The sequence below is a fragment of the Rhizobium mongolense USDA 1844 genome, assembly GCF_000419765.1.
In the GTDB taxonomy this organism is placed as follows: Bacteria; Pseudomonadota; Alphaproteobacteria; order Rhizobiales; family Rhizobiaceae; genus Rhizobium; species Rhizobium mongolense.
Genome location: NZ_ATTQ01000006.1, coordinates 271,732 through 294,345 on the forward strand (window position 1 = coordinate 271,732; position 22,614 = coordinate 294,345).

Here is a 22,614-nt window from a genome sequence, read left to right on the forward strand (position 1 = left end):
CCGCGTCAGTTCTGCTGCGGCTGCGGTCCGGGCGCTGCGGGGTTCTTGAGATCGATCGCGCCCTGATCCCCGGCGAGGAACTGCGGACCGACCTGGCGGACCTTGCTGTTCGCCGGGTCATAGGTGCGGTCCGGCACCTGCGGCTGCGGGGCAGGCGTGGAGGCGGCGTCCGATGGCGGCTTGGTCTTGATATTGGTGATCGAGCCTTTCCTCGGCGGTTCGCTGATCGCCTGATTCTTGCGCATGTTCTCGTAATAGGCGGAAAGATTGCAGAAACAGGAGGACTTTTGGCCGGGCGGGCGGTTCTTGTAGGCAAAGGCATTCTGCATGGCGCTGTAGGGCGCACCGGTCGAGGCCGAGATCATGTTTGCGGCTTCGGTATTCGAGATGTCTTGATAGAAAAGCTCCGTCTCGATACCGGGGCACATTTTCGAACATGTCGCTGCGTCGCGGTTGAAATCGATCGATGTTGCATTCGTGGTGATCGGGAAGAAGCCGCCGTCGCAGGTGCGCACGCACATGGTGCTGACATGCGACATGAGCTCGCCGCGCGGCACGCCATATTGCATGTCGCCCTGTTCGTCCTCTCCAAGCGGAATGAAGGTATCGCTCCGCATCGCCTGTTCTTCGGGACTTGGCGCCGGCCCATAGGCCTGCGGATCCGGCGCATAGTCGAGCTCGTCGTTGCAGCCGTTGTCTTCGAGCGCCGCCATCAGCTCGCGGCGCACGCGATAATCGGCACCGCCCTGATTGCGCAGTTCGTTACGCCGCTCCTGCAGGTATCGAATGTTGTCGACCATGCGCGCCTCGGATTGCTGCAGCTCGCTGCAATAATCCGCATTCTCGCCGCCGATCACGACCATGCTGTCCATCGAGCAGCCGTAGCCGCGCAGATCGTTGCGGACTTTACGAAGCTCGAGATTCTGCTCGGCGATTGCGCTCGCATATTGGCGGACTTCGGGGCCGTTGCCGATGATATGGGGCAGATCGGCGATGCGGCCGCGCAGGTCGTCGCAGATCGCATGCGTCTGCGCGGCAGCAGGCGCGGCCAAGGCAAGCAGGATCGCAAGGGTCAGGTTTCGGCGTTTCACGGCATCATTCCGCAGCAATGTCAGGCCAGAGCGCGGCGTGACGTTCGCCGCATCCCGGCTTTCTAACCTGCTTCCGTTAACAAGCTGGCGACGCAATTGTAACGCATTTTCGCATTTTGCGACAACTTACGCCGGCTGAGAAGCCTCGACGACGGCAAGCGCCGCCATGTTGACCACGCCGCGCGAGGTGACCGAGGTCGACAGGATATGCGCAGGCTGTGCGCTTCCCAGCAGAATCGGGCCGACATGGAGCGCATCCATCATGGTGCGGACGAGGCCGAGCGAGATGTTGGCGGCATCGAGGTTCGGGAAGAGCAACAGGTTGGCCTCGCCGGCAAGCGAGCTATCGGGCATGGCGCGTTTGCGCAGCACTTCGGACAGTGCAGAACCGGCTTGCATTTCACCATCGACCTCCAGATCGGGGGCTTGTTCGCGCACGAGCTGCAGGGCATCGCGCATCTTGCGTGCGCTCTCGGAGTTTCGGGAGCCGAAATTCGAATGGCAGATCAGCGCGGCCTTCGGCGTAATGCCGAAGCGGCGAACCTCCTGGGCCGCGAGAACGGCGATCTCGGCGATTTCCTCATGTGTCGGATTGTAGTTCACGAAGGTATCGGCAAAAAAGACCGGCCCTTTCTGGGTGATCAATAGGCTGAGACCGGCGAAGGTGCAGGCACCTGGCCGCTTGCCGATGATTTGGCCCACGTCTTTCAGGTGGCGGTCGAAGCGGCCTTCCACGCCGCAGATGAGGGCATCCGCCTCGCCGCGCTTCACCGACAAGGCGCCGATAACCGTGTTGTTGGTGCGCACGATCGTGCGGGCGGCTTCCGGATTGATGCCGGCGCGGCCGACGAGGGCGAAGTAGTCGTCGACATAGTCGCGGTAGCGCGGGTCGTCTTCGGGATTCACCACGGCGAAATCGATGTTCGGGCGAATGCGGATGCCGAACCGCTTGAGGCGTGCTTCGATGACCGAGGGGCGCCCGATCAGAATCGGCTCGCCGGTCTTTTCCTCCAGCAGAACCTGAGCCGCGCGCAGGACGCGCTCGTCTTCTCCCTCCGCAAAGATGACGCGTTTCTTCTCAGAAAGCTTGGCGCTGGTAAAGATCGGCTTCATCACGAAGCCAGAACGCCAAACGAAGCGGTTCAACTGATCGAGATAGGCGTCGAAATCGGCAATCGGCCGCGACGCGACGCCCGTCTCGGCGGCGGCCCTGGCGACAGCCGGGGCGATGCGCAGGATGAGACGCGGATCGAAGGGCGAGGGAATGAGGTAGTTCGGACCGAAGACAGGCGTCTCGCCCGAATAGGCGCGGGCCGCGACGTCCGACACTTCCTCGCGGGCAAGCCCTGCGATGGCCTTGACGGCCGCCATCTTCATTTCTTCGTTGATGGCGGTGGCGCCGCAATCGAGCGCGCCGCGGAAGATATAGGGGAAGCAGAGGACGTTGTTCACCTGGTTCGGGAAGTCCGAGCGGCCGGTGCAGATCATTGCGTCCGGGCGGGCGGCACGCGCGAGGTCCGGCATGATCTCAGGAGTCGGATTGGCGAGAGCCATGATGAGCGGCTTGTCCGCCATCTGTGACAGGAGATCGGGTTTCAGGACACCGGCAGCCGAAAGCCCAAGGAAAACATCGGCGCCGCCGATATTGTCGGCGAGCGTACGCATCTTACTTTTCTGTGCATAGACAGCCTTCCATTCGTCCATCAGTTCGCTGCGGCCTTCATAGACAAGGCCTTCGATATCGTGGACCCAGATGTTTTCGCGCTTCGCGCCGAGCGTCACCAGGAGGTTGAGGCAGGCGAGTGCTGCCGCACCCGCGCCGGAGGCGACGATCTTCACATCCTCGATCTTCTTGCCGGCAAGTTCCAGTCCGTTAAGGATCGCGGCGGCGACGATGATGGCCGTGCCGTGCTGGTCGTCATGGAAGACCGGGATCTTCATCTTCCCGCGAAGCTGGCGCTCGACCTCGAAGCATTCCGGCGCCTTGATGTCCTCGAGATTGATGCCGCCGAAGGTCGGCTCGAGCGAGGCGATGGTGGAGACCATCTGGTCGACGGTGGGGGCCTCGATTTCGACGTCGAAGACGTCGATGCCTGCAAACTTCTTGAAAAGAACGGCCTTGCCTTCCATGACGGGCTTGGAGGCGAGCGGGCCGATGTTGCCGAGGCCGAGAACCGCTGTGCCGTTGGAGATGACGGCGACGAGATTGGCACGCGAGGTATAATCGGCCGCCGTCTCCGGATTGTCACGGATCGCAAGGCAAGGCGCTGCGACGCCGGGCGAATAGGCGAGTGCCAGGTCGCGCTGGTTGCCGAGCGGCTTGATCGCCTGGATTTCAAGTTTGCCGGGACGGGGATAACGATGGAAGAAAAGCGCCTGTTCGTCGAGGTTTGCGCCGGTCTCGTTCTTCTCCGTCTTGGATTCTTCCTGATGATCCATTGCCGTCTCCGCTGCCGCACTCACATCTTTTGAAGACTTCTCCATACATCAATCGGCTGGCAGGGACAGTCAGAATTTCGCATCCGGGCGGAAAACTCGTGAGCGCTGCGATGCGCCAATTCGCGCATCTGTCATCTTCCTGAAACACGAGTCTGATTTTGGAAGGCGAGATGAACGATAGGACGCAGGCAAGATGCTTGTGAAAGACAATATGGATACTCGACACTTCCGTACTCTGTTCATTTCCGATGTGCATCTCGGCTCGAAGGCGGCGAAGGCGGACTTCCTCCTTGATTTTCTCCGCTACCACGACGCCGATACGATATTCCTTGTCGGCGACATCGTCGACGGCTGGCGACTGAAACGCAGCTGGTACTGGCCGCAGGTCTGCAACGACGTCGTGCAGAAGCTGCTGCGCAAGGCGCGCAAGGGCACGCGGGTCGTCTATATCCCGGGCAATCACGACGAATTCCTGCGCGACTTCCCCGGCATGCATTTCGGCGGCATCGAAGTCGCCGAGCGCATGATGCATGACGGCGCGGACGGCAAGAAATACCTGATCCTGCATGGAGACGAGTTCGACGTCGTCGTCCGCAATGCGCGCCTGCTCGCCTATCTCGGGGACTGGGCCTATGACACGGCGATCAAGATCAACGTCGTACTGGCCGCAATCCGCCGCCGCATGGGCATGCCTTATTGGTCTTTCTCCGCCTGGGCGAAGCTTCAGGTGAAGCATGCCGTCAATTTCATCGGCGAGTTCCAGCGCGTCGTGGTCGACGAAGCCCGCAAGCATGGCGCCGACGGCGTCATCTGCGGCCATATCCACCATGCCGTGATCGAGGACATGGACGGCGTGCGCTATATCAACACCGGCGACTGGGTGGAGAGCTGTACGGCGATCGCCGAGCATGAGGACGGCACGTTCGAGCTCATCACCTGGAGCACGATAGCCGACGCTCAAGCCATCCCGCTGGCGATCGAGCACCGCGACAGCGAACTCGAGCCGCAGGCCGCCTGATTTTCTGTGTGAATACTGAAGCGATATGGCACGGAGCCTGTGCGATGCAGCGTACTGGCTCGTGGCGTCAATTATCGTGGGCCTAGTTCCAGCCGCATGAGAATTTCATCATAATAAATATCGCCCACCTTTAGAGCTTCGACCTCGACGGCCCATTCTTCAAAGCCTAGGGATTTGTAAAGCCGGATGGCTGGAACGTTTGACGATACGACGCTAAGCCGGAGCGAGCGTAAGATCGTGCCAACTTCGTCGACGGCAGCACTCAGCAGTAAGCGTGAAAGTCCTGTGCCCCGTACCGTTTGGCGGACATACATTCCCCAGATCGATCCAATATGTTGCGTCTTGATGCCTTTGGATTTCGACACACCGACCGTTCCGGCAAGCATTCCGTCATCGGATAGCCCTCCGATCACAAGACCGTTCTCGAGCCTGTCAGCGAAGTGGGCCTCCGATTGGCTCTGCTCTTCTTCCCATGACGCGCCAAATGCCTCTGGATGGTTCGCGAGAGCCTCCAGGCGAATTTCCCTAAAAGACGACGCATCATTCCGGTCGAGACGGCGAATTTTATATGGGCACACCGGTATGTTCCCTTTCTCTTTTGGATGGGCGACCGAACCACGTAACGGTAACGGCCGAATGACGCTTGGCTTAAAATCCACGACACTCTGCGCCGCCCCGCACTTGGTGGAATCTACGGGAAGGTTAGTGGCTTTTAATTACGATGGGTTGTGAGCGAAAGGGATAGCTTTTTCTTAAAACGTTTCAGAAAGGCTATTTCTGGCCATAGTCGCCCTTGGGTTGATGTGCTAGGCAACGTCTAGTTTCCTGCAGGTCCACCGATGATTCCCGCCCAGAATGCCCCGACAGGCGAGGGGGCGCCACCGCGCTTCCGGTTGCTCAGCGCCCTGTCCTACTGCGCTCCGCTGACTGTCAACGGTGTCGTTCTTCCCTTCTTTCCGGTCTGGCTCGCGTTCCACGAATTCACCGATCATGAAATCGGCATCATCCTGGCGGTGCCGATGGTGGTGCGCGTCCTCGTCGCGCCGATCGTCGCCATGTATGCCGACCGAATGAAGGAGCGCGCCGACGTGTTGTTGTGGTCCGGCGGACTGTCGTTGCTGACGGCGGTCGCGCTCTGCTGGACGACAAGTTTCTGGCCGGTCCTGATCGTTTTCAGCATGCAGGGGGCGACCTTTGCGCCCTATCTGCCGGTCGTCGAATCGATCGTCATTTCCGGCGTTCGCCGATGGGGACTCGACTACGGATCGATGCGCGTCTGGGGCTCGATCGCCTTCATCGCATCGACCCTGATCGGCGGCGAGATGATCGGCTATTGGGGTGGCTCGATGGTGCTGCCGGTGATGATTTTCGGTTTCGTCACGACGATGCTGATGGCGATCTACTGTCCGCGCATCGGGCCGACGCGCCGACGCGGTACCCCGGTCGACATACCGGCCGCCACCGGCAGTTCGCTGCGGCAGCCGCATCTGCTGGTGCTGCTTTGGGGCGTGGCAATCCAGCAGTCGAGCCATGCGCTACTTTATGCGTTCGCCTCGATTTACTGGCATCACCTCGGCTTTTCGGGAACGGAGGTCGGCATTTTATGGAGTGCGGGCGTCGCTTCCGAGGTCATGGTGTTCTTCGTCTCGAAGCATTTGAACCGCCGCTTCAACGCCTGGACGCTCATCCGCATCGGCTGCGCGGTCTGCATCTGCCGCTGGATCCTGTTCCCGATGCACTGGGGATTCGTTGGCTTTTTCGTGCTGCAATGTTTCCATTCCTGCAGCTTCGCCTTCGTGCATACCGGCGTGCAGAGGCGGATCGTGGCAACGGTACAGGAGACCCAGGAATCGTCGGCCCAGGGCGCCTATTTCTTCTATAACGGCATGTTCATGGCGCTGATGACGCTCGCCTCCGGCTACATCTATGCCTGGCTCGGCCTCGCAAGCTTCTACGTCATGGCACTCGTCGCCCTGCTGGGGATGTCTCTTGTCTTCGTCGCCTACTACCTTCAGCCCCAAAGGCTGGGCTCGGGCGGCCAGACAAGGGAAGCGGTGTAGCGCAGGCCGCATTCCCGGTCGCGGGCAAGAAGCAGCGGCCCGTCGAGATCGACGAATTCCGCGTCCTGCGCCAAGAGCACGGCGGGCGCCATTGCGAGCGATGTGCCCACCATGCAGCCGAGCATGATCTGGAAGCCGAGGCGCTGCGCCTCCCGTTTCATCACTAGTGCCTCCGTCAGGCCGCCGGTCTTGTCGAGCTTGATGTTGATCGCGTCGTAGCGGTCGCGCAGGCTTGCAAGATCGCCGGTATGATGGACGCTCTCGTCGGCACAGATGAGGACCGGCCGCGCGATGCCGGCGAGCATTTCGTCCCGGCCGGCGGGCAGGGGCTGCTCGACGAGGGCGATGTTCATCTCGGCGGCGATGCGCAAGTGATGTTCCAGCGTTTCCTCGGGCCAGCCCTCGTTTGCATCGAGAATGATGATGCTGTCAGGCGCGCCTTCGCGCACGGCGCGTATGCGGCTCTCATCGTCGCCGGTGCCGACCTTGACCTTGAGCAGCGCCCTTGCAGAATATTCGCGCGCTTGCGCTGTCATGACCTCCGGTTCGCCGAGCGAGATCGTGTAAGCGGTCGTGAGCGGCTTTGCGGACGCAAGCCCAATGCGTTCGGCAACGCTCTTTCCGCCGAGCTTGGCTTCGAGGTCCCATATCGCGCAATCAACGGCATTCCTCGCTGCGCCGGGCGGCATGGCAGAAAGCAGCTCTTCGCCTGAAATGCCTTGTTCGATCAGCGGCCGGGCGGCTTCGATCTGCGCGGCGACGCTTTCCATCGTTTCGCCATAGCGGCGGTAGGGGACGCATTCGCCCCAGCCGCGCCTGCCGTTTTCCGTCAGAATGCAGGTGATGACGTCCGCCGATGTCTTTGCACCACGCGAGATCGTGAAAGTGCCCGCAATGGGAAAGGAATTCATCTGGATTTCGAGCGAGCGTGGCATAATTGCAATCCTGCGAGCATGGAAATTCTATGTGTCTTCGGTATATTAACGCGCCGGGCGTGAGCGATTTGTTCGCGAGTCGGCAATGTCGCCGCAAGCCTTGAAAGACACAAGCATTTTGAAGCCCGACACCCGCAAAGCCGCCTCACTGCACGTGGACGACCAAGCCGATGGTGGAGGACGCCGCGTTCATCTCGAAGGCAATTGGCGCAGCGCGAACATCCACCTCGTCCTCCACGACTTCGAGAAGATTTCCCGTGCTAAAGGTGATCTGACGCTCGACCTGTCGGGCGTTACGGATATCGACACGGCCGGTGTCTGGCTGCTTTGCCGGCTCAAGCTGCAGGAAGAGGCGGCCGGGCGTCAGGTTCGTTTTGAAGGCACCAATCCGCACATCGACGAGATGATCGAGGAGTTCTCCGAAAAACCGGAGGAGGAAGTGACTGAGGCTGCGATGAAAAGCGGCATTGCCGAGCGCATCTTCGCGCCGGTCGGCAAGATGACCATGGACCTCTGGAATGACCTCACGGCCGCGATGTATATCCTGGGCTCGGCGGTGCGCGGCGCGCAGATGAAGTTCGGGCGCGGCAGCGGCGTTTCTCCGGCATCGATCGTCAACCAGATCGACCACATGGGCGTGCGCGCCGTTCCGATCATCCTTTTGATGTCGTTCCTGATCGGCGCCATCATCGCGCAGCAGGGTGCCTTCCAGCTCCGCTATTTCGGGGCCGAAGTCTTCGTCGTCGACCTCGTCGGCATCCTGCAGCTCCGCGAAATCGGCGTGCTCCTGACGGCGATCATGATCGCTGGCCGTTCAGGCAGCGCGATCACGGCCGAAATCGGCTCGATGAAGATGCGTGAGGAAGTCGACGCGCTGAAGGTCATGGGCCTCAATCCGGTGGGCGTGCTGATCTTCCCGCGGCTTGTGGCGCTGACGGTGGCGCTGCCGCTTCTGACGGTGCTGGCGAACTTCGCCTCGCTGCTCGGCGCGGCCGCGGTCGCCTGGGCCTATTCCGGCATCACCTTCGCAACCTTCCTGTCGCGCCTGCACGAGGCGATCACGCTGTCGACGGTGCTCTCCGGCATGATCAAGGCGCCGTTCATGGCGCTCGTCATCGGTATTGTCGCGGCCGTGGAAGGCCTTAAGGTCGGTGGCAGCGCCGAATCGCTCGGCCAACACGTGACGGCTTCCGTGGTGAAGTCGATTTTCGTCGTCATCCTCATGGACGGGCTGTTCGCCATGTTCTATGCGGCCATCAATTTTTAAGGGTTCAGCGTGGACGGGCAGCAGTCAAAGCCGGGTGAGAAGAAGGAGCGGGACATCGTGCTTTCGGCGCGGGACGTGACCGTCGGCTTCGGCCCGAAGGTTGTGCTCGATAAGCTCAACCTGGATATCTACCGCGGCGAGATCCTGGGCTTCGTCGGGGCATCGGGTACCGGCAAATCGGTGCTGATGAGGACGATTTTACGCCTTTTGCCGCGCCGCTCCGGCACGATCGAGATTCTGGGGCAGAATTTCGATAAGCTCGATGAAAACCAGCGCAACGCGCTCGACATGCGGCTCGGGGTGCTTTTCCAGCAGGGCGCGCTGTTTTCCTCGCTGACGGTGAGGGAGAATATCCAGGTGCCGATGCGCGAATATCTGGATCTGCCGAAATCGCTGATGGACGAGTTGGCGCACCTGAAGATCCGGCTTGTGGGTCTTGCTGCCGATGCGGCGGACAAGTATCCCTCCGAGCTTTCCGGTGGCATGATCAAACGCGCTGCTCTTGCGCGGGCCTTGGCACTCGATCCGGAACTGGTTTTCCTGGACGAGCCGACATCGGGCCTCGACCCGATCGGGGCTGCCGAATTCGATGAACTAATCGCCCGGCTGCGCGATACGCTGGGGCTGACCGTCTACATGGTAACCCACGACCTCGACAGCCTGTTTTCCGTCTGCGACCGTATTGCCGTGCTTGGACACAAGCGAGTAATGGTTGAGGGAACGATCGACGATATGCTGGCCTATGATGACCCGTGGGTTCAGGCCTATTTCAAGGGCAAGCGCGCGCGCTCGATCGTGCCGCAAGAAGAAACAGCTGCCGGCCGTGCCGAAAGCACTGGCGACAGCCGCGGGAAGTGACCGGAAACGATGGAAACCAAAGCGAACTACACGATCGTCGGCTTTTTCACTGTTCTGGTGATCGCAGCCGCATTCGGCTTCGTCTACTGGATGGCCGAGTACGGACGCAGCGGTCCCATGGCGGAACTCGTCGTGCGCATTCCGGGCTCGGCAAACGGTCTCAGCGTCGGCTCGCCGGTGCGTTTCAACGGCATCCAGGTGGGTTCGGTGACGTCCCTGTCGATCGATGCCGACGACCCGCAATATTCGCTGGCTTTCACCGAGGTGCGCGTCGATGCGCCGATCTATCCTTCCACCAGGGCTATCCTTGAAATCCAGGGCCTGACGGGTGCGGCCTATATCGAGCTTTCGGGCGGCAAGGTGGGTGAGGAGAACATCCTGCAGAAGTCCATCGAGACCGGCAAGCGCGCGGTCATCGTCGCGGATCAATCGAGCGTGACGAACCTCCTGGCGACGGCCGACAGGATCCTCGAGCGGGCGAACGATGCGGTGGGAGAGGTTCAGGGTTTTGTCCGCGACGCGCGCGGACCGCTGACGAAGACGCTGCAGAATGCCGAGACCTTCTCCGACGCTCTGGCGAAGAATTCCGGCAACATCGATTCCTTCCTACAGAGCGTCGGCCAGCTTTCCGAAACAGTGCGCAACGTTTCCGGCAAAGTCGATTCTACGCTGGAGGCCGTCGAGGCGCTGGTGCGTGCGGTCGATGCGAAGAAGATCGATACAATCCTCAGCAATGCCGAGAAGGTGAGCCGCGATATCGCCAATGCCTCCGGCGACCTGAAGGGTGCGATCCAGAGATTCAACGACACGGCGACGACTTTCAACGATTTTGGCAAGAAGGCGCAGACGACGCTCGATCGCGTCGATACGCTGGTGGCGCAGATCGATCCCGCCAAGGTGAAGGGGTCGGTCGACGATATTGCGCAGGCGACAAAGGATGCGCGCGTCGCGGTCGCCTCCATTCGCGACGTCGCCGATACGGTTTCGGCGCGCCAGAAGGATATCGACCAGACGATCCAGGACGTCTCGCAAATGGCGAATAAGCTGAACTCGGCTTCGACGCGCGTCGATGGCATCCTGATCAAGCTCGACGCGCTGTTCGGCACCGACAATTCGCAGTCGCTCTTTACCGAAGCGCGCGCGACGCTCGATTCCTTCAAGAAGATGGCGGACAACCTCAACGCCCGCATCGGTCCGATCGCGGACAATCTGCAGCGATTCTCAAGCGGCGGGTTGCGCGACGTGCAGTCGCTCGTCGAGGATACCCGCCGGACCATGCAGAATCTCAACAGCGCGATCAGCAACTTCGATCAAAATCCGCAGCGGCTGATTTTTGGTGGCGATACGGTGAAACAATATGACGGCCGGACGCGCCGTTGACATGTATATTTGAGAAGCAGGGGTAGTAAAATATGGCCGTATCGCATGTGTTGGCACGCCGTTCATCGCTGGCAAGGACGGCGTTCCTTTTGCCGCTTATGGCGCTGGCAGTGACCGGTTGCGGCACGGCGGCCAAGAACGATACCTTTGATCTTTCCGCCTCCGTCAGCGTTGATGGCCCGGCTGCGAAGCGCAGCCAGATCCTCGTGCCGGCGCCGACGGCGCTGAAGGCGCTGGACAGCGAACAGATCGTTGTCCGCGTTTCGCCCTCCGAAATCCAGTATCTGTCGCGTTCCCAATGGAGCGACAGGCTGCCCCGCATCGTGCAGTCGAAGCTGGTCGAGGCCTTCGAAAACTCCGGCAAGCTCGGTGGCGTCGGCAAGCCGGGGCAGGGCCTTGCAATCGACTACCAGGTCGTGACCGACATCCGCTCCTTCGAGATCGACAACAGCGCCGGCGGCCAGGCGGTCGTCGAAATCTCCGCGAATATCCTCAACGATCGCAATGGTACGGTCCGCGCCCAGAAGGTTTTTCGCGTAGCCGTTCCCGCCGGTGGCGGATCGAGCGAGGGCTACGTCAAGGCGCTCGACCGCGCATTTGCAGCGGTGACTGGTGACATCGTCGATTGGACGCTGCGATCGATCTGACCGAGCCGGTTTTCGGGCCGCCCAATTGGCCTTCAAGTCGGCGAAGATGCCATGTCGTGGTCAACCCGCTCCATTAAGTCGCTGCTGGCGCGACATATTCTCAACTGCCATGAGGCCGTTGATATTCTCAAAGCCTGGAGAGGAGTTCGCCGGGCTGGTGAAGATTGCGGGAATACCTTGCTGAGCGGATCGATCTCCACCTCGCAAGCATGAATGTGCTCGCCTGGAACCATCATGCTGTTTCACGTGAGCTTAATCGTCATCATCGTCATTATAGGGGTCGCGATAGTGGCGCCGTTCCGCGTTCGTGGCCACTCTGCCAGTCGTCGCGATATACACGGTGCCGGACGTAGCGCTGGCAAATGCCGTCTTCGCAGTAGCTATCGACAATCCGCTCGCGCACGACGCCGCTGTTGGATGATCTGTTCGAGCTCGTGTTCGACGATTGGCTTCCTGCCGGGACCATGCTGGTTGTCATCGCGGCGGCGGCAAATACGACGAGTTGGACGCGCATAGATCCCTCCTCCCATCGCCATCACATTCAGCCATCAGGCCAGGGTGTGGCCAGACGATCAGATATCCGCTTTGCAACAGAACGGTCCGTTCCGTCTGGTAGAAACAAATGAAATGGGCCGCCTTTGGGCGGCCCTTCATGCAGTATCTTCTGCTTTGCTTCCGTTAGCTCAGGCGGCCTGCGGCGTGGGCCAACATCGTGTAGACCTTGCCGGTGTCCGACGTCAGGTAGGATTGCGTGATCGTCCGGTCGCGGTCAGTGCGGGCGACGTCGGCAAGCAATTTCTCGAAATCGGCGATGTAGCGGTCGACGGCGGTGCGGAATTCCGGTTCGCGATCGTATTTGCGCTTGATCTCGTCGAAGGTCTGCTGGCCCTTCAGCGTGTAGAGGCGGCGGGTGAAGACGTCGCGTTCACCGCGCTGATAACGGCGCCACAGATCGACCGAGGCGTCGTGATCGATCGCGCGGGCGATATCGACCGAGAGCGAATTCAACGATTCGACGACGTGGCGCGGATTGCGGGTATCGGCGCTGCGCTGTGCCGGCGCGGGCTGGGCGCTCGGAGCCGGCGTGCGTGCAGTCGGCGCTTCCTCGGCGGCTTCATCGCGCGAGGCGCCGCGCAGCAGGTCGCTGATCCAGCCGCCGGTTTCCTGACGGGCAGGCGTGCCCGGTACAGGCGCGGCGCGCTGCGGCGCAGGGGTCGCCGGCGGAGCGATCGTGCCTCGGAGCGCAAGGCCGTCTTCGACGGCGGGCTGGCGGGCGGGCGCCGGAGCAGGCTGCTGGGCCGCAGGCGCCGGGCGCGGAGCGGGTTGGGCCTGTGCGGCGGCGCGGGCGACCGGCTCGGAAACTTCAAGCTGCTGCGTGGAGCGGCTGACGATCTGCGAAATATCCTGCAGCGCCTTGATCTGCTCGGCAACGGCACGGCGCATGGCGGCCGCACTCTCCTTGGCTTCTTCTGGAAGGTCGAATGCGCCGCGCTTCAATTCGCTGCGCGTCATGTCGAGTTCCTTGCGGATATCGCCGGCCGAACGGCGGATTTCGTCGGTGGCGCCGGAGAAGCGGGCAACCGCTTCCTCGACGGCTTCGCGCAGCGATTCGCGCAGCTGCTGGGCAGCACCGTCCGATGCGCGGCCTGCCTCGCCGAGCATTCGCTCGACATCCGAAAGCGACGCGGTCAGCCCGCCGCGCAGGCGGTTCACTAGGTCGTTCGAGCGACGTTCGGCATTGTCGAAGGTGCCTTCGATCGTTGCGTTCGCTTCTTCGCCAGCCTTGACGATCGAGCTGCGCATCGTCTCGGCGGCTTCCTCGGCGCGCTTTTCCGTCTCCGAAAGCACGCGGCCGATATCGGCGAAGGAGGATTGCACGCCCTGGCGCAGATTGCCGGTGACCTGGTTGGAGCGCTGCTCGGCACGCTCGAAGGCATTCTCGACCATGCTGGAGAGGGCACGCATGGTCTTTTCGATCTCTTCGGAACGTTGAACGAGGCCAACGGAGAGGTTCTGCAGGGCGCCTTCGCGTTCCTCGAGTGTCGAGACGAGATTCGACTGCGCAGCTGCGAGCAGGTTTGAAGCTTGGCTTAGGACCTTTGAGTGCTCGTCGAAGCGGCCGATGATGCCGCCGACCTGCGCTAGCGTTTGGCCCGATATGTCGGAGAGGCGGTCCACCTTGCCTTCGAGAAGACGGGTCGAGGCGGAAACCATCTCCGCCGCCTTCGACGCCGAGTCGGTGAAGCGCGAGGTGGTCTCGCCGAGGCGGCCGTCGACATTGGCAAGATCTTCCGCCGCACTGTTCATCATCATCGCCATCGAGGCGCTGTTTTCGGACAGGCGCTCGATGAGGGCGTTGACGTTGGCAAGCAGGCTCGTTTCAATTGCATTGACCGCCGTGGAAGCGCTCTCGGTGCGGGCCGCGATCGCATTCGCCAGGACTGCGTTTTCGGCGCGCAGGCGGTCCGCACTCTGTTCGGCGGCGGCGGCGATGCGGGCCGCAGCCTCCTTGCCGGCTTCCGTGTAGCGCTCGATCATCGGATGCGCGGTTTCGTCGATCAGGCGCGAGAGCTCGGACGAGCGGCCGGCGAGCATGGAGTTGAGCTCGCGGGTGCGCTCGTCGAGCGTCGAGCGGATCGTCTGGCCGCGGGCTTCGAGCGCCTTTTCGACGTCGGTCAAGGTCGCATCGATTTCGCGTGCGCGCTCTTCCAGACCGGAGCGGATCGCGCTGCTGCGGGCTTCAAGAGCCCTGTCGACGTCCGACATGGTCGTGGCGATGCCTTCGCTGGCGCTTGCGATCGTCGAGCGGATTGCGTCGCCGCGGCTCTCCAGCGAGGATTGGGCCTCGGAGAGAGCCTGCGAAATGGCATTCACCTGGCCGCTGACGAGCGTTTCGGCCTCGGCGACCTTATTGACGATCGCATTGCCCGCTTCGGAGAAGGTCTGGGCGACGGCGGCTGCCTGGCTCGCGAGGCGGTTCTGCGCCTCAGAAACGCGGCCGACGATCTGTTCGGAGCGCTCGTCCATGGCACGCGCGAACTCGCCGCTCTTCTGGTCGAGGCCTTCGGTGAACTGCTGGCCGGTGCGGGCCATCAGTTCGGCCGTGCGTGCGGCTTCAGCATCCATGCCCTGGGCAGCATCGGCGACGGCGCTGCGCAACGTCGAGGCGAGGCCGGCGGCCTTGCCTTCGATCGTCTGATTGACGGCGTTGAGGCCAAGGGTGAGCGCCCGGTCCATGGTGGACAGGCGTTCGTCGATATGCTCGCTGCCGCGATGCATCGCCTGTGCAAGGTTTGCCGTGCGGTCGTCGATGGACGTCGCGAGATTTGCGGCACGATCGTCGATCGTCATCGTGAGATTTGCAGCGCGTTCATCGACAGCGGTAGTCAGAGCCAAGGTCCGCTCGCCGATCGCAGCCGCGAGACTTGCTGTGCGCTCATCGATCGCGCCGGTAAGCGTATCGCTCGTGCTTTCCAGGACAGTCGTAACGCGCAAGGCGGCATCGTCACCGAGTTCGCGCAGTTGCGAAATGCTGTCGTTAAGTGTTTCCGCAAGGCGGCTGCCTGCGGCATCCACCTGCGTTGCGACACCGCCGACGCCGTCGCGGATGCGGTTTTCGAGAGCGGCAAGGCCCGCTTCGACGCGCGAACCGGTTTCAGCAAAACGGCCGGTCATACCGTCGATCGACTGATCGAGGCGCGTGGAGAAAGTTTCGGCCGAGCGCGAGATTTCGCTTGCCGCATCCTGGAAGCGGCCGGCGATCTGGCCGGCGCCTTCACGCAGGCGCTCTTCGAGGGACCTGGCGCTGCCGTCGATCGTCTGGCGGATGGAGGCTTCATGATCTTCCAGCGACATTTCGAGCATGCTGGCGCTTGCGGCGACCGAGGCGCCGATGGTCGTCGCCTGCTCGGACAGCGTATTGCTGAGCCGCGCATGTGCGTCGCTGAGCGAAAGGCTGATCGCGTTCGCACGGTCGTCCAGCGTTGCGCGGATGCGATCATGAGCAGAGGCAAGGCCGCCGTCGATGCGGGCGGCAGCTTCGCTGGTAAGCGATTCCATGCGTGCGGCTGCTTCGCCCGTCAGCGTCTCAAGGCGGTTGTTGCTGCTGGAGAGTGTCGAGGAGAGCGCTGCGACGTGTTCGCCGAGCGACCGTTCGAGCCGTTCCTGGTTGTCGGCATAAGCGCTGCGGATCCCCTCTGCCTTGTCGGTGAAGGCGCCGGCAACCCGGGCCTCAGCACCTGCAACGGTATCGAGGAGTGCGTTGGTGCGGGCTTCAAGTGCGCTGTCGAAGCGGCTCTGGCTATCGTCGAGCGATATGGCGAGCGCCATCGTCTTTTCGTCGAGGGCGTCGGCCAGGCGGTCGTGATTGCTTGTGAGCGCGCTGACGAGTGCGCTGCTGCGTTCCGCCATGACACCGTCGATGCGTTCATGGGCGGAATCCAGGGCCTGGGTGATCGCAGTGGCGCGCTGGGAGATTACGTTGTTGAGTTCGTCGGCGCGGCCGAATGCGGAGGTTATCTGCTCCGTGCCGGACGAGACGGCAGCGGTGAGGTCGGACGTGGTCGACAGCAGGGTCTCGCGGAATTCCGTCGAACGCGCCGCGAGATTGTTGTGGAGTTCGGACGTACCTCTTGCGAGCGCCAGCGAAATTTCACCCGTGGCGTTCTGCAGAGCAGATGCCAATTCGCTGGTGCGGCCCGAAAGATTCGCCTGCAGCTCGGAAGTGCCGGATGTGAGAGCCTCGGAAAGCTCGCTTTTAGCATTCTTCAGCGCGGAGGTCAGCTTGCCGGTGTGGCTCGAAAGGTTCGTGCGCAGATCGGTCGTGCCGGACGCCAGAGTCTCAGAAATTTCATCCTTTGCGCTCTGCAGCGCGAAGGTGAGCTCGCTCGTGCGGCCTGAAAGGCTGCCATGCAGATCGGAGACGCCCGAGGCGAGCGCCTCGGAAATCTCGCCGCTTGCGGACTGCAAGGCAGACGTGATCTCGCTGCTGCGGGCCGAAAGGCTGACATGCAGCTCGGAAACGCCGGTGGCGAGCGCCTCAGAAATCCCGCCGCTCGCAGACTGCAGGGCAGAGGTGATCTCGCTGGTGCGGGCCGAAAGGGCGTTGGAGATTTCGTCGACCTTGCTGCCGAGCGAGCTTTCGAGAACCTCCTGACCCGTACTCAGCGCAGTCGCCAGCGCGAAGGACTGGTCGGTCATCGAGGCGCCAAGGCGCTCGATGCTGGAATTGAGGATGCCGTCGATCGATTCCGAGCCGCCGGCCAGCGTCTCGTTGATGCGCGCGAGGCTTTCCATCAGCTTGGTGTCGAGCGAACCAGCGCGCTTGTCGAAAGCGTTTGCGAATTCCGCCACACGCTCGTCGAACGCGGTCGACATCTGGGCGACGGTTGCCTGCAGGCGCTCATCGAAGAAGCCGGAACGCAGGTCGAGGTCCATGATGGCGTCGTCGGCGCTGGACTGCAGGCTCTGACGGAAGCTTGCGCTCTTATCGTCGAGCGACGCGTTGAGCTTGGCAAGCACGTCGTCGAGCGTGCCGGTGATTTCGCGTTCGCCGCCGGTCAGACTTTCGTTGATTTCGCGGGTGCGGGCAATCAGGATCTCGTTCAGCTGGCGCGCGCGGTCGTTCAGCGCCGCATTCAGCTTCTCGGCGCTGCTGTCCATAGTCGACGCACGCGTTTCGAACTGGCTGAGCAGCTGCTCACCGCGATCATTGAGGTTGGAGGTAAGCGATTCCAGGCGCGTGTCGAATTCGTGCGCCAGTGCAAAACCGGAGGAGGTCAGCGTCTGCAGCAGCGAGTCGGTCTTGGCTGCAAGAAGCGAGCCGAGCGACTGGATTGCGGTTTCCGATTTTTCCGTCAGCGTCGCAGCTCGGGTGTCGATCATCGATGCAAAGGCTTCGCCTGACGTCGCAAGGCGCACGGCGATCTCTTCCGTCGCGAGCGAAAGGTCTTCCTTCAACTGGTCATGGACGCCGACGATCGAGCTGCGGATGCGCTCCGCGTGATTGACGATCGCTTCGCGCTCGGAGCCGAGTTCATGAACCAGGCCGCGCACGCGCAGTTCGTTATCGGCATAGCTGCGCTCAAGCGCGTTGACTTCGGAGTGAACCAGGGTCTCAAGCTCGGAAGCGCGCGCGATCGTGCGCTCGATACCTTCATTCATGGCGGAGACTTCACGGCGAACGGCTTGGCCGACCGTCATGATGCGTTCGGATGCGATCGTTTCCGGTTCCGAGAGACGCAGTGCCACTTCCGCCATGGAGCGGGCGGCGTTGCGCATGTCCTGAGCGCGCGAGATCATGATTGCAAAGGCATAGAACAGAAGCACCGGCACGATGATGCCGATGATGCCGGCAATGACGCCGGGGAGGGCCACGACATCGGTGACGGAACGGATCTGCCAGATCTGCGGCGAGTAGAGCAGGGCCATCAGGCCGACGCCGCCGACGATCCACAGCAGCGAGAAGAGCGTGGCGTTGCGAACGGCCGAACGCGTCGAGCCGCCGTCCAGCGATTTCAGAATGGAGGCCGCCGTCATGCGGTTTGCATCGTTCGCCGCAGCCAGCGCCGGGGCGCGGGCCACCTGCTCCGCCCTGGCGCCGCGGCCGCGGCGGCGCTGGCTCTCATCCTGATCCTGCTGATTGCTGCGGGCAGATGGCGTATCGGACACTTTGGCCTCCGGGGCGTCAGGCGTTTTAGCGCCGCGAGACGGCGCCTTCTGCTGGCTGAAATCGATCTGGAGAGCTTCGTCCAATGCTTTGAACGCCTTGTCCTCGATCGACTCGCTGTACTTGTTGTTCGCCATTCGGTTACGCCTCGTTACATCTCAGCCGGTTCAGCCGCATTTCCCGGACAGTGCCGCGTCCGGATGCCAACCTTTGCCTCTGACCTTCCCATCCGAGCCGACGGACGGATAAGCATGTCATTTCAGAGTAGATAGCCGCTTTTTCAAACGGACGGTATCAAAACATTACCACTATCCACTTGGCCAGCAAAGGCGCGTACCATAAACCTAGTCTACTAGTATCGTAGTGACACATCCGGGCTTCCGAGACAATTAATGAAGCCTTGCTAATCACCATCCATTAATCCGTTGTTAACATAATTTAACGCAGCGGGACGTCGAAAAACCAATAATTTACGGGCGTTAAGTGATTGTTAACCATAGCGATAGAATTCCGCCCTCAATGTGCCAGAATTTAACGCGATCGCCACTCTCCAACCGCAGTGTGAATCCACCTGCGGGGTAAAGACGGGAGAATTGGCACATGGCAGCAGTCAGTATTGCGTTCGAGGCGCCGGATAATTCAAACGGGCCTTGCCCCTCGAAGGGTCGCCCGATCGACCTTGTTCATCTGGCAAAGCAGACGATGGGCGACAAGGCGCTTGAAGTCGAGGTCCTGAAGATATTTGCGCGCCAGGCACGCGCCTGCCTGCAGGAGGTTTCGTCGGGCGATGCAAAGAAGATGCAAGCCGCTGCCCATCGGCTGAAAGGGGCGGCGAGCGCGGTTGGGGCCTTCCAGGTATCCGAAGCCGCAGACATGCTCGAGAACAATTGCGGCGATGCAGCGTGCATGGCCGCGGTCGGAGCCGCCGTCGTCGAAGCCGAAAATTTCATTCTCAAGCTCAGCCGCTAGAGCCGAGCATTTTAAGCCACTCGGCCCGCTGCTCCATTCCGGAACAGCGGGTCTTTTTGTGGCCAGCGGTATGACGCAAATGGAAAAGCCCGTCGCTTTTAAATATGGAATGAAACCGTGAAGGCGGTCGATGTTGACTGCCCATCGGATTTGTTGGAAGAAAAATTTCGATCCTCCCTCTTCACGTAATACCGGAAAGCATCATGCCCAAACTGACTATCGTTGCCTTCGACGGCACGCGCTTCGATCTGGATGTCGATCAAGGCTCCACCGTGATGGAGAATGCCGTGCGCAACTCGGTGCCAGGCATAGAAGCCGAGTGCGGCGGCGCATGCGCCTGTGCGACCTGTCATGTCTATGTCGACGAAGAATGGGCCGAACGCGTCGGCCCGCCGGAAGCGATGGAAGAAGACATGCTCGACTTCGCCTTCGATGTCCGCCCGACTTCGCGGCTTTCCTGCCAGATCAGAATGAAGGCGGCGCTCGACGGACTTATCGTCCAGGTGCCCGAGCGCCAGGCCTGATCTGCGCAAAAAAAGCCTCGCGCGCCGGATGACGTGCGAGGCGAGGCGGGCGCATAACCATCGGGCGAGGGAGGACCGCCCGCGGCTTAGAACGCGCCAGGAGAACCCAGTAACAAAAGATCAGGTCAATCCCACCTGAACTTCCGAATGTGTTCATATTAGCGCGTGCGGGTTGAGTCGCATATCGCTAATTTTCATCATTAACAGGCTTTGGAGGGAGAAAGCTTCGCATGAGTTTCGTTGCTCAGCTAACGATATCGCGTGCTTATTCGGAAAGTTGGATTATCTTTCGCTGCCGGATGAAGTGATTCGCTTGTTGAGCAAGCGCATCATCCTGCTCTGAAAGTTGACAGCCTCGATGCGGTCGAAACGCGCCTGCAACCTATCGTGTTCTTCTATTCCGCGATTCGATTCTTCCGTGACAAGCTCCTGCATGGCTCCACAGCTGCGCTGGGCGGGCAGCGCGAGGATCCGTCGCTCCATGACACGTGCTTGTGTGCGGGCGATTTCCGCGTGCCGCTCCTCATGCCTCTTGATGTCGCTCGAGAGTGCATCCCAGATCGTCGACAGCTGTTTGCTGGCGCCGTTGCGGTTTCGCCAGCGCGGCAAGATGATCTGCGTGTGAACGGTCACCTTTGCGCTGGCGATGCGGCAGCGGCCGTTGCTCTGCACGTAGGTCGCCTCGCCGCCGAAGCGGATTTTCGTGGCGCCGGGGTGGCGCGAGGACGAGCCGCTCGCCGTCGGCCCGCGGCGGCTCAGTTCCTCATCGAGCTCGCCGGCGCTCTTTCCGCGGATGTCGAAATAGGAGTAGCTTTTGGTCGCAACGACTTGAGCCGAGGCGGGAATGCAGAGGGCAACCGTCATGGAAAAAGCAAGGACGAAACGCATATAACGCGATGCGGAAGGCATTCTTGACGCTACCTGTGTTGAAGTTCGGCGGAGCTTGGGGCATAGCCATCACGAGCGCAATATAGGGCGTCGGCTTTTTTATTATCAATGGGATAAACCCCGATGCTACAGCTTCGAAGCAGTTTCTGGCGCGTGGCGCATGGCCGCGAAATAGAACTCGGGCCGCGCGGCGTAATCATGGCGATCATCAATGTGACGCCGGATTCATTTTCGGATGGCGGACGCTACGAAAGCGTGGATGCCGCCGTCGAGCATGCTCTTCAGTCCGTCAGCGAGGGGGCCGCGATCATCGACATCGGCGGGGAGTCGACACGCCCAGGTGCTGCCGAAGTCAGCCGTGCGGAAGAGCAGTCCCGCGTGCTGCCGGTGATCGAGGCTCTGCGCGGCAGGAGCGATGCGCTGATCTCGATCGACACCTACCGAGCGGAGACGGCGCGGCTCGCCGTCGGGGCCGGCGCGCATATCATCAACGACGTGTTCGGATTGCAGAAGGAGGCGGAGATCGCCAAGGTTTCGACCGATACCGGTGCCGGACTCTGCCTCATGCATACGGGCCGCGAACGCGAGAAGCTTCCGGACGTGATTGCGGACCAATATCATTTCTTGGTTCGCTCCCTGGAGATCGCCGCGGAAGCAGGCGTCATGCGCGAGCGGATCGTACTTGATCCGGGATTCGGCTTTGCCAAGGATGCCGACGAGAATCTGGAGCTGATGGCGAGGTTTGCCGAATTGCAGCGTTTCGGATTGCCGCTGCTGGCCGGCACGTCGCGAAAGCGCTTTGTCGGTGCGGTCACAGGACGGGATGCGGCTGAGCGTGACGTTGCGACGGCGGCGAGCAGCGCCCTGCTCAGGCTACAGGGTGCTGCGGTTTTCCGGGTGCACAATGTCGCAATCAACAGGGATGCGCTGGCGGTCGCGGATGCTATGCTGGCGGCGCGCCGGGATTTCGAGCAAAGAGAAGGCTGATGGGCACGAAATATACAATCACGCTGCAGAATTGCGCCTTCTTTGCACGTCACGGGGTTCACGACGAAGAGGAGTTCCTCGGCCAGCGGTTCTTCGTCGATGCCGAGCTCGACGTCGTCGCGGCGGGTGCGCTCGAAAGCGACTCGATCGACGATACCGTGAATTACGGGATTGCCTTCACCGTGATCGAGGAGATCGTCACCGGCAAGCGCCGCAATCTGATCGAAGCGCTGGCGCTCGATATCGCCAAGGGCCTCTGCGAAAAGTTTCATCAGGTCAGGCGCGCCAAGATCACGGTGCGCAAGCCGAATGCGCCAGTGCCCGGCGTCCTCGATTTCGTACAGGTGAGCGTTGAACACTTTGCCGGTTGATCGTTTCAGGCCCGCCACGCTCGGTCTCGGCGGCAATCTCGGCGATCCCGTGAAATCGATGGCTGCCGCCCTGCGGAAGCTCGACGGCCGTGACGATTGCCGGGTCACCGCCGTGTCGCGGCTCTACCGCACGCCGCCCTGGGGCAAGACGGACCAATCCTTCTTCTTCAATGCATGCGCGGCACTCGATACGATGCTCGAACCGGAGGCGTTACTCGACGTCTGTCTCGGCATCGAGCGCGACATGAAACGCGAGCGCATCGAGCGTTGGGGACCGCGCACGCTCGACATCGATCTGCTAACATTCGACGATATCGAACAGGGAGCGCCGAGGCTGGAACTGCCGCATCCGCGCATGACCGAGCGAGGCTTCGTTCTGATGCCGCTTGCGGATTTTGCCGCGGACGTCATCGTCAAGGGCCGCACCGTCGCTGATTGGCTTTCCCGAGCAGATACCCAAGGCATCGAGATCGCCGATGCCGATCGCGAGTGGTGGCACCGCGCGTGAAATGA

General features: G+C 61.5%; 18 protein-coding genes. 11 read left to right on the top strand and 7 right to left on the bottom strand.

The window, feature by feature from the left end; translation table 11 throughout:
- Positions 1–5: 5 nt before the first annotated feature.
- Both A3C3_RS0113735 and A3C3_RS0113740 read right to left on the bottom strand, forming a co-directional pair.
- Complete coding sequence (locus tag A3C3_RS0113735; protein WP_028739632.1) at positions 6–1,091, bottom strand: DUF2865 domain-containing protein; 1,086 nt, start codon at positions 1,089–1,091, stop codon at positions 6–8.
- 126 nt (positions 1,092–1,217) lie between these two features.
- Entirely contained in the window at positions 1,218–3,530 is a 2,313-nt protein-coding gene (locus tag A3C3_RS0113740) for an NADP-dependent malic enzyme (RefSeq protein WP_022715186.1), read from the bottom strand.
- Between the two features lie 211 nt (positions 3,531–3,741).
- Between A3C3_RS0113740 and A3C3_RS0113745 the strand changes: the two genes are divergently transcribed.
- The gene (locus A3C3_RS0113745; RefSeq protein WP_028739633.1) at positions 3,742–4,548 is read left to right on the top strand and encodes a UDP-2,3-diacylglucosamine diphosphatase; all 807 of its coding nucleotides are present in this window, start codon (positions 3,742–3,744) and stop codon (positions 4,546–4,548) included.
- Positions 4,549–4,619: 71 nt separating this feature from the next.
- Here the strand turns inward: A3C3_RS0113745 and A3C3_RS0113750 are convergent, their stop codons facing one another.
- Complete coding sequence (locus A3C3_RS0113750; RefSeq protein WP_084796955.1) at positions 4,620–5,207, bottom strand: GNAT family N-acetyltransferase; 588 nt, start codon at positions 5,205–5,207, stop codon at positions 4,620–4,622.
- A 180-nt stretch (positions 5,208–5,387) separates the two neighbouring features.
- On the opposite strand from A3C3_RS0113750, the gene A3C3_RS0113755 reads away from it, so the two are divergent.
- Positions 5,388–6,608 carry an MFS transporter gene (locus tag A3C3_RS0113755; RefSeq protein ID WP_022715189.1) on the top strand — a complete coding sequence of 407 codons (1,221 nt, stop codon included), beginning with the start codon at positions 5,388–5,390 and terminating at the stop codon, positions 6,606–6,608.
- Here A3C3_RS0113755 and dgcA read toward each other — a convergent pair.
- A complete protein-coding gene (gene dgcA / locus A3C3_RS0113760) occupies positions 6,560–7,543 on the bottom strand; it encodes an N-acetyl-D-Glu racemase DgcA (protein WP_022715190.1) in 984 nt (327 codons plus the stop codon). The genes A3C3_RS0113755 and dgcA overlap by 49 nt on opposite strands.
- 100 nt (positions 7,544–7,643) lie before the next feature.
- Between dgcA and A3C3_RS0113765 the strand changes: the two genes are divergently transcribed.
- The 4 genes from A3C3_RS0113765 to A3C3_RS0113780 are packed head-to-tail and all read left to right on the top strand — an operon-like array spanning position 7,644 to position 11,695.
- Positions 7,644–8,810: an ABC transporter permease gene (locus A3C3_RS0113765; RefSeq protein WP_028739634.1), complete on the top strand. Its 1,167-nt coding sequence runs from the start codon at positions 7,644–7,646 to the stop codon at positions 8,808–8,810.
- A 9-nt stretch (positions 8,811–8,819) separates the two neighbouring features.
- The gene (locus tag A3C3_RS0113770) at positions 8,820–9,668 is read left to right on the top strand and encodes an ABC transporter ATP-binding protein (protein WP_022715192.1); all 849 of its coding nucleotides are present in this window, start codon (positions 8,820–8,822) and stop codon (positions 9,666–9,668) included.
- A gap of 9 nt (positions 9,669–9,677) precedes the next feature.
- Positions 9,678–11,048, top strand: coding sequence for an MlaD family protein (locus A3C3_RS0113775; protein WP_022715193.1), 1,371 nt, complete (start codon positions 9,678–9,680; stop codon positions 11,046–11,048).
- A gap of 32 nt (positions 11,049–11,080) precedes the next feature.
- The gene (locus A3C3_RS0113780; protein WP_022715194.1) at positions 11,081–11,695 is read left to right on the top strand and encodes an ABC-type transport auxiliary lipoprotein family protein; all 615 of its coding nucleotides are present in this window, start codon (positions 11,081–11,083) and stop codon (positions 11,693–11,695) included.
- A 271-nt stretch (positions 11,696–11,966) separates the two neighbouring features.
- Here A3C3_RS0113780 and A3C3_RS41470 read toward each other — a convergent pair whose 3' ends face one another.
- Both A3C3_RS41470 and A3C3_RS0113790 read right to left on the bottom strand, forming a co-directional pair.
- Positions 11,967–12,209: a hypothetical protein gene (locus A3C3_RS41470; RefSeq protein WP_022715195.1), complete on the bottom strand. Its 243-nt coding sequence runs from the start codon at positions 12,207–12,209 to the stop codon at positions 11,967–11,969.
- A gap of 164 nt (positions 12,210–12,373) precedes the next feature.
- Positions 12,374–18,499, bottom strand: coding sequence for an apolipoprotein A-IV repeat region-like domain-containing protein (locus A3C3_RS0113790; protein ID WP_022715196.1), 6,126 nt, complete (start codon positions 18,497–18,499; stop codon positions 12,374–12,376).
- A gap of 463 nt (positions 18,500–18,962) precedes the next feature.
- Between A3C3_RS0113790 and A3C3_RS0113795 the strand changes: the two genes are divergently transcribed.
- Together A3C3_RS0113795 and A3C3_RS0113800 are read left to right on the top strand one after the other, a co-directional pair.
- Positions 18,963–19,331, top strand: a complete 369-nt coding sequence (locus A3C3_RS0113795; protein WP_022715197.1) for an Hpt domain-containing protein — start codon at positions 18,963–18,965, stop codon at positions 19,329–19,331.
- A 203-nt stretch (positions 19,332–19,534) separates the two neighbouring features.
- Positions 19,535–19,855 carry a 2Fe-2S iron-sulfur cluster-binding protein gene (locus A3C3_RS0113800; protein WP_022715198.1) on the top strand — a complete coding sequence of 107 codons (321 nt, stop codon included), beginning with the start codon at positions 19,535–19,537 and terminating at the stop codon, positions 19,853–19,855.
- A 282-nt stretch (positions 19,856–20,137) separates the two neighbouring features.
- Here the strand turns inward: A3C3_RS0113800 and A3C3_RS0113805 are convergent, their stop codons facing one another.
- Positions 20,138–20,764, bottom strand: coding sequence for a DUF922 domain-containing Zn-dependent protease (locus A3C3_RS0113805; protein WP_022715199.1), 627 nt, complete (start codon positions 20,762–20,764; stop codon positions 20,138–20,140).
- Between the two features lie 102 nt (positions 20,765–20,866).
- Between A3C3_RS0113805 and folP the strand changes: the two genes are divergently transcribed.
- The 3 genes from folP to folK are packed head-to-tail and all read left to right on the top strand — an operon-like array spanning position 20,867 to position 22,609.
- Positions 20,867–21,730 (top strand): dihydropteroate synthase, encoded by an 864-nt coding sequence (gene folP / locus A3C3_RS0113810; RefSeq protein ID WP_022715200.1) that lies wholly within the window; start codon positions 20,867–20,869, stop codon positions 21,728–21,730.
- Positions 21,730–22,101 (top strand): dihydroneopterin aldolase, encoded by a 372-nt coding sequence (gene folB, locus A3C3_RS0113815; RefSeq protein WP_022715201.1) that lies wholly within the window; start codon positions 21,730–21,732, stop codon positions 22,099–22,101. The genes folP and folB overlap by 1 nt, the downstream gene beginning before the upstream one ends.
- Positions 22,082–22,609 carry a 2-amino-4-hydroxy-6-hydroxymethyldihydropteridine diphosphokinase gene (gene folK, locus A3C3_RS0113820; RefSeq protein WP_028739635.1) on the top strand — a complete coding sequence of 176 codons (528 nt, stop codon included), beginning with the start codon at positions 22,082–22,084 and terminating at the stop codon, positions 22,607–22,609. The genes folB and folK overlap by 20 nt, the downstream gene beginning before the upstream one ends.
- Positions 22,610–22,614 lie beyond the last annotated feature (5 nt).

Excerpts from the sequence above, each read along its gene's own strand:
- A3C3_RS0113740 (WP_022715186.1), bottom strand. The coding sequence starts at position 3,530 with ATGGATCATCAGGAAGAATCCAAGACGGAGAAGAACGAGACCGGCGCA.
- A3C3_RS0113745 (WP_028739633.1), top strand. The coding sequence starts at position 3,742 with ATGGATACTCGACACTTCCGTACTCTGTTCATTTCCGATGTGCATCTC.
- A3C3_RS0113755 (WP_022715189.1), top strand. The coding sequence starts at position 5,388 with ATGATTCCCGCCCAGAATGCCCCGACAGGCGAGGGGGCGCCACCGCGC.
- dgcA (WP_022715190.1), bottom strand. The coding sequence starts at position 7,543 with ATGCCACGCTCGCTCGAAATCCAGATGAATTCCTTTCCCATTGCGGGC.
- A3C3_RS0113775 (WP_022715193.1), top strand. The coding sequence starts at position 9,678 with ATGGAAACCAAAGCGAACTACACGATCGTCGGCTTTTTCACTGTTCTG.
- A3C3_RS0113780 (WP_022715194.1), top strand. The coding sequence starts at position 11,081 with ATGGCCGTATCGCATGTGTTGGCACGCCGTTCATCGCTGGCAAGGACG.
- A3C3_RS41470 (WP_022715195.1), bottom strand. The coding sequence starts at position 12,209 with ATGCGCGTCCAACTCGTCGTATTTGCCGCCGCCGCGATGACAACCAGC.
- A3C3_RS0113790 (WP_022715196.1), bottom strand. The coding sequence starts at position 18,499 with ATGGCGAACAACAAGTACAGCGAGTCGATCGAGGACAAGGCGTTCAAA.
- A3C3_RS0113795 (WP_022715197.1), top strand. The coding sequence starts at position 18,963 with ATGGCAGCAGTCAGTATTGCGTTCGAGGCGCCGGATAATTCAAACGGG.
- A3C3_RS0113800 (WP_022715198.1), top strand. The coding sequence starts at position 19,535 with ATGCCCAAACTGACTATCGTTGCCTTCGACGGCACGCGCTTCGATCTG.
- A3C3_RS0113805 (WP_022715199.1), bottom strand. The coding sequence starts at position 20,764 with ATGCCTTCCGCATCGCGTTATATGCGTTTCGTCCTTGCTTTTTCCATG.
- folP (WP_022715200.1), top strand. The coding sequence starts at position 20,867 with ATGCTACAGCTTCGAAGCAGTTTCTGGCGCGTGGCGCATGGCCGCGAA.
- folB (WP_022715201.1), top strand. The coding sequence starts at position 21,730 with ATGGGCACGAAATATACAATCACGCTGCAGAATTGCGCCTTCTTTGCA.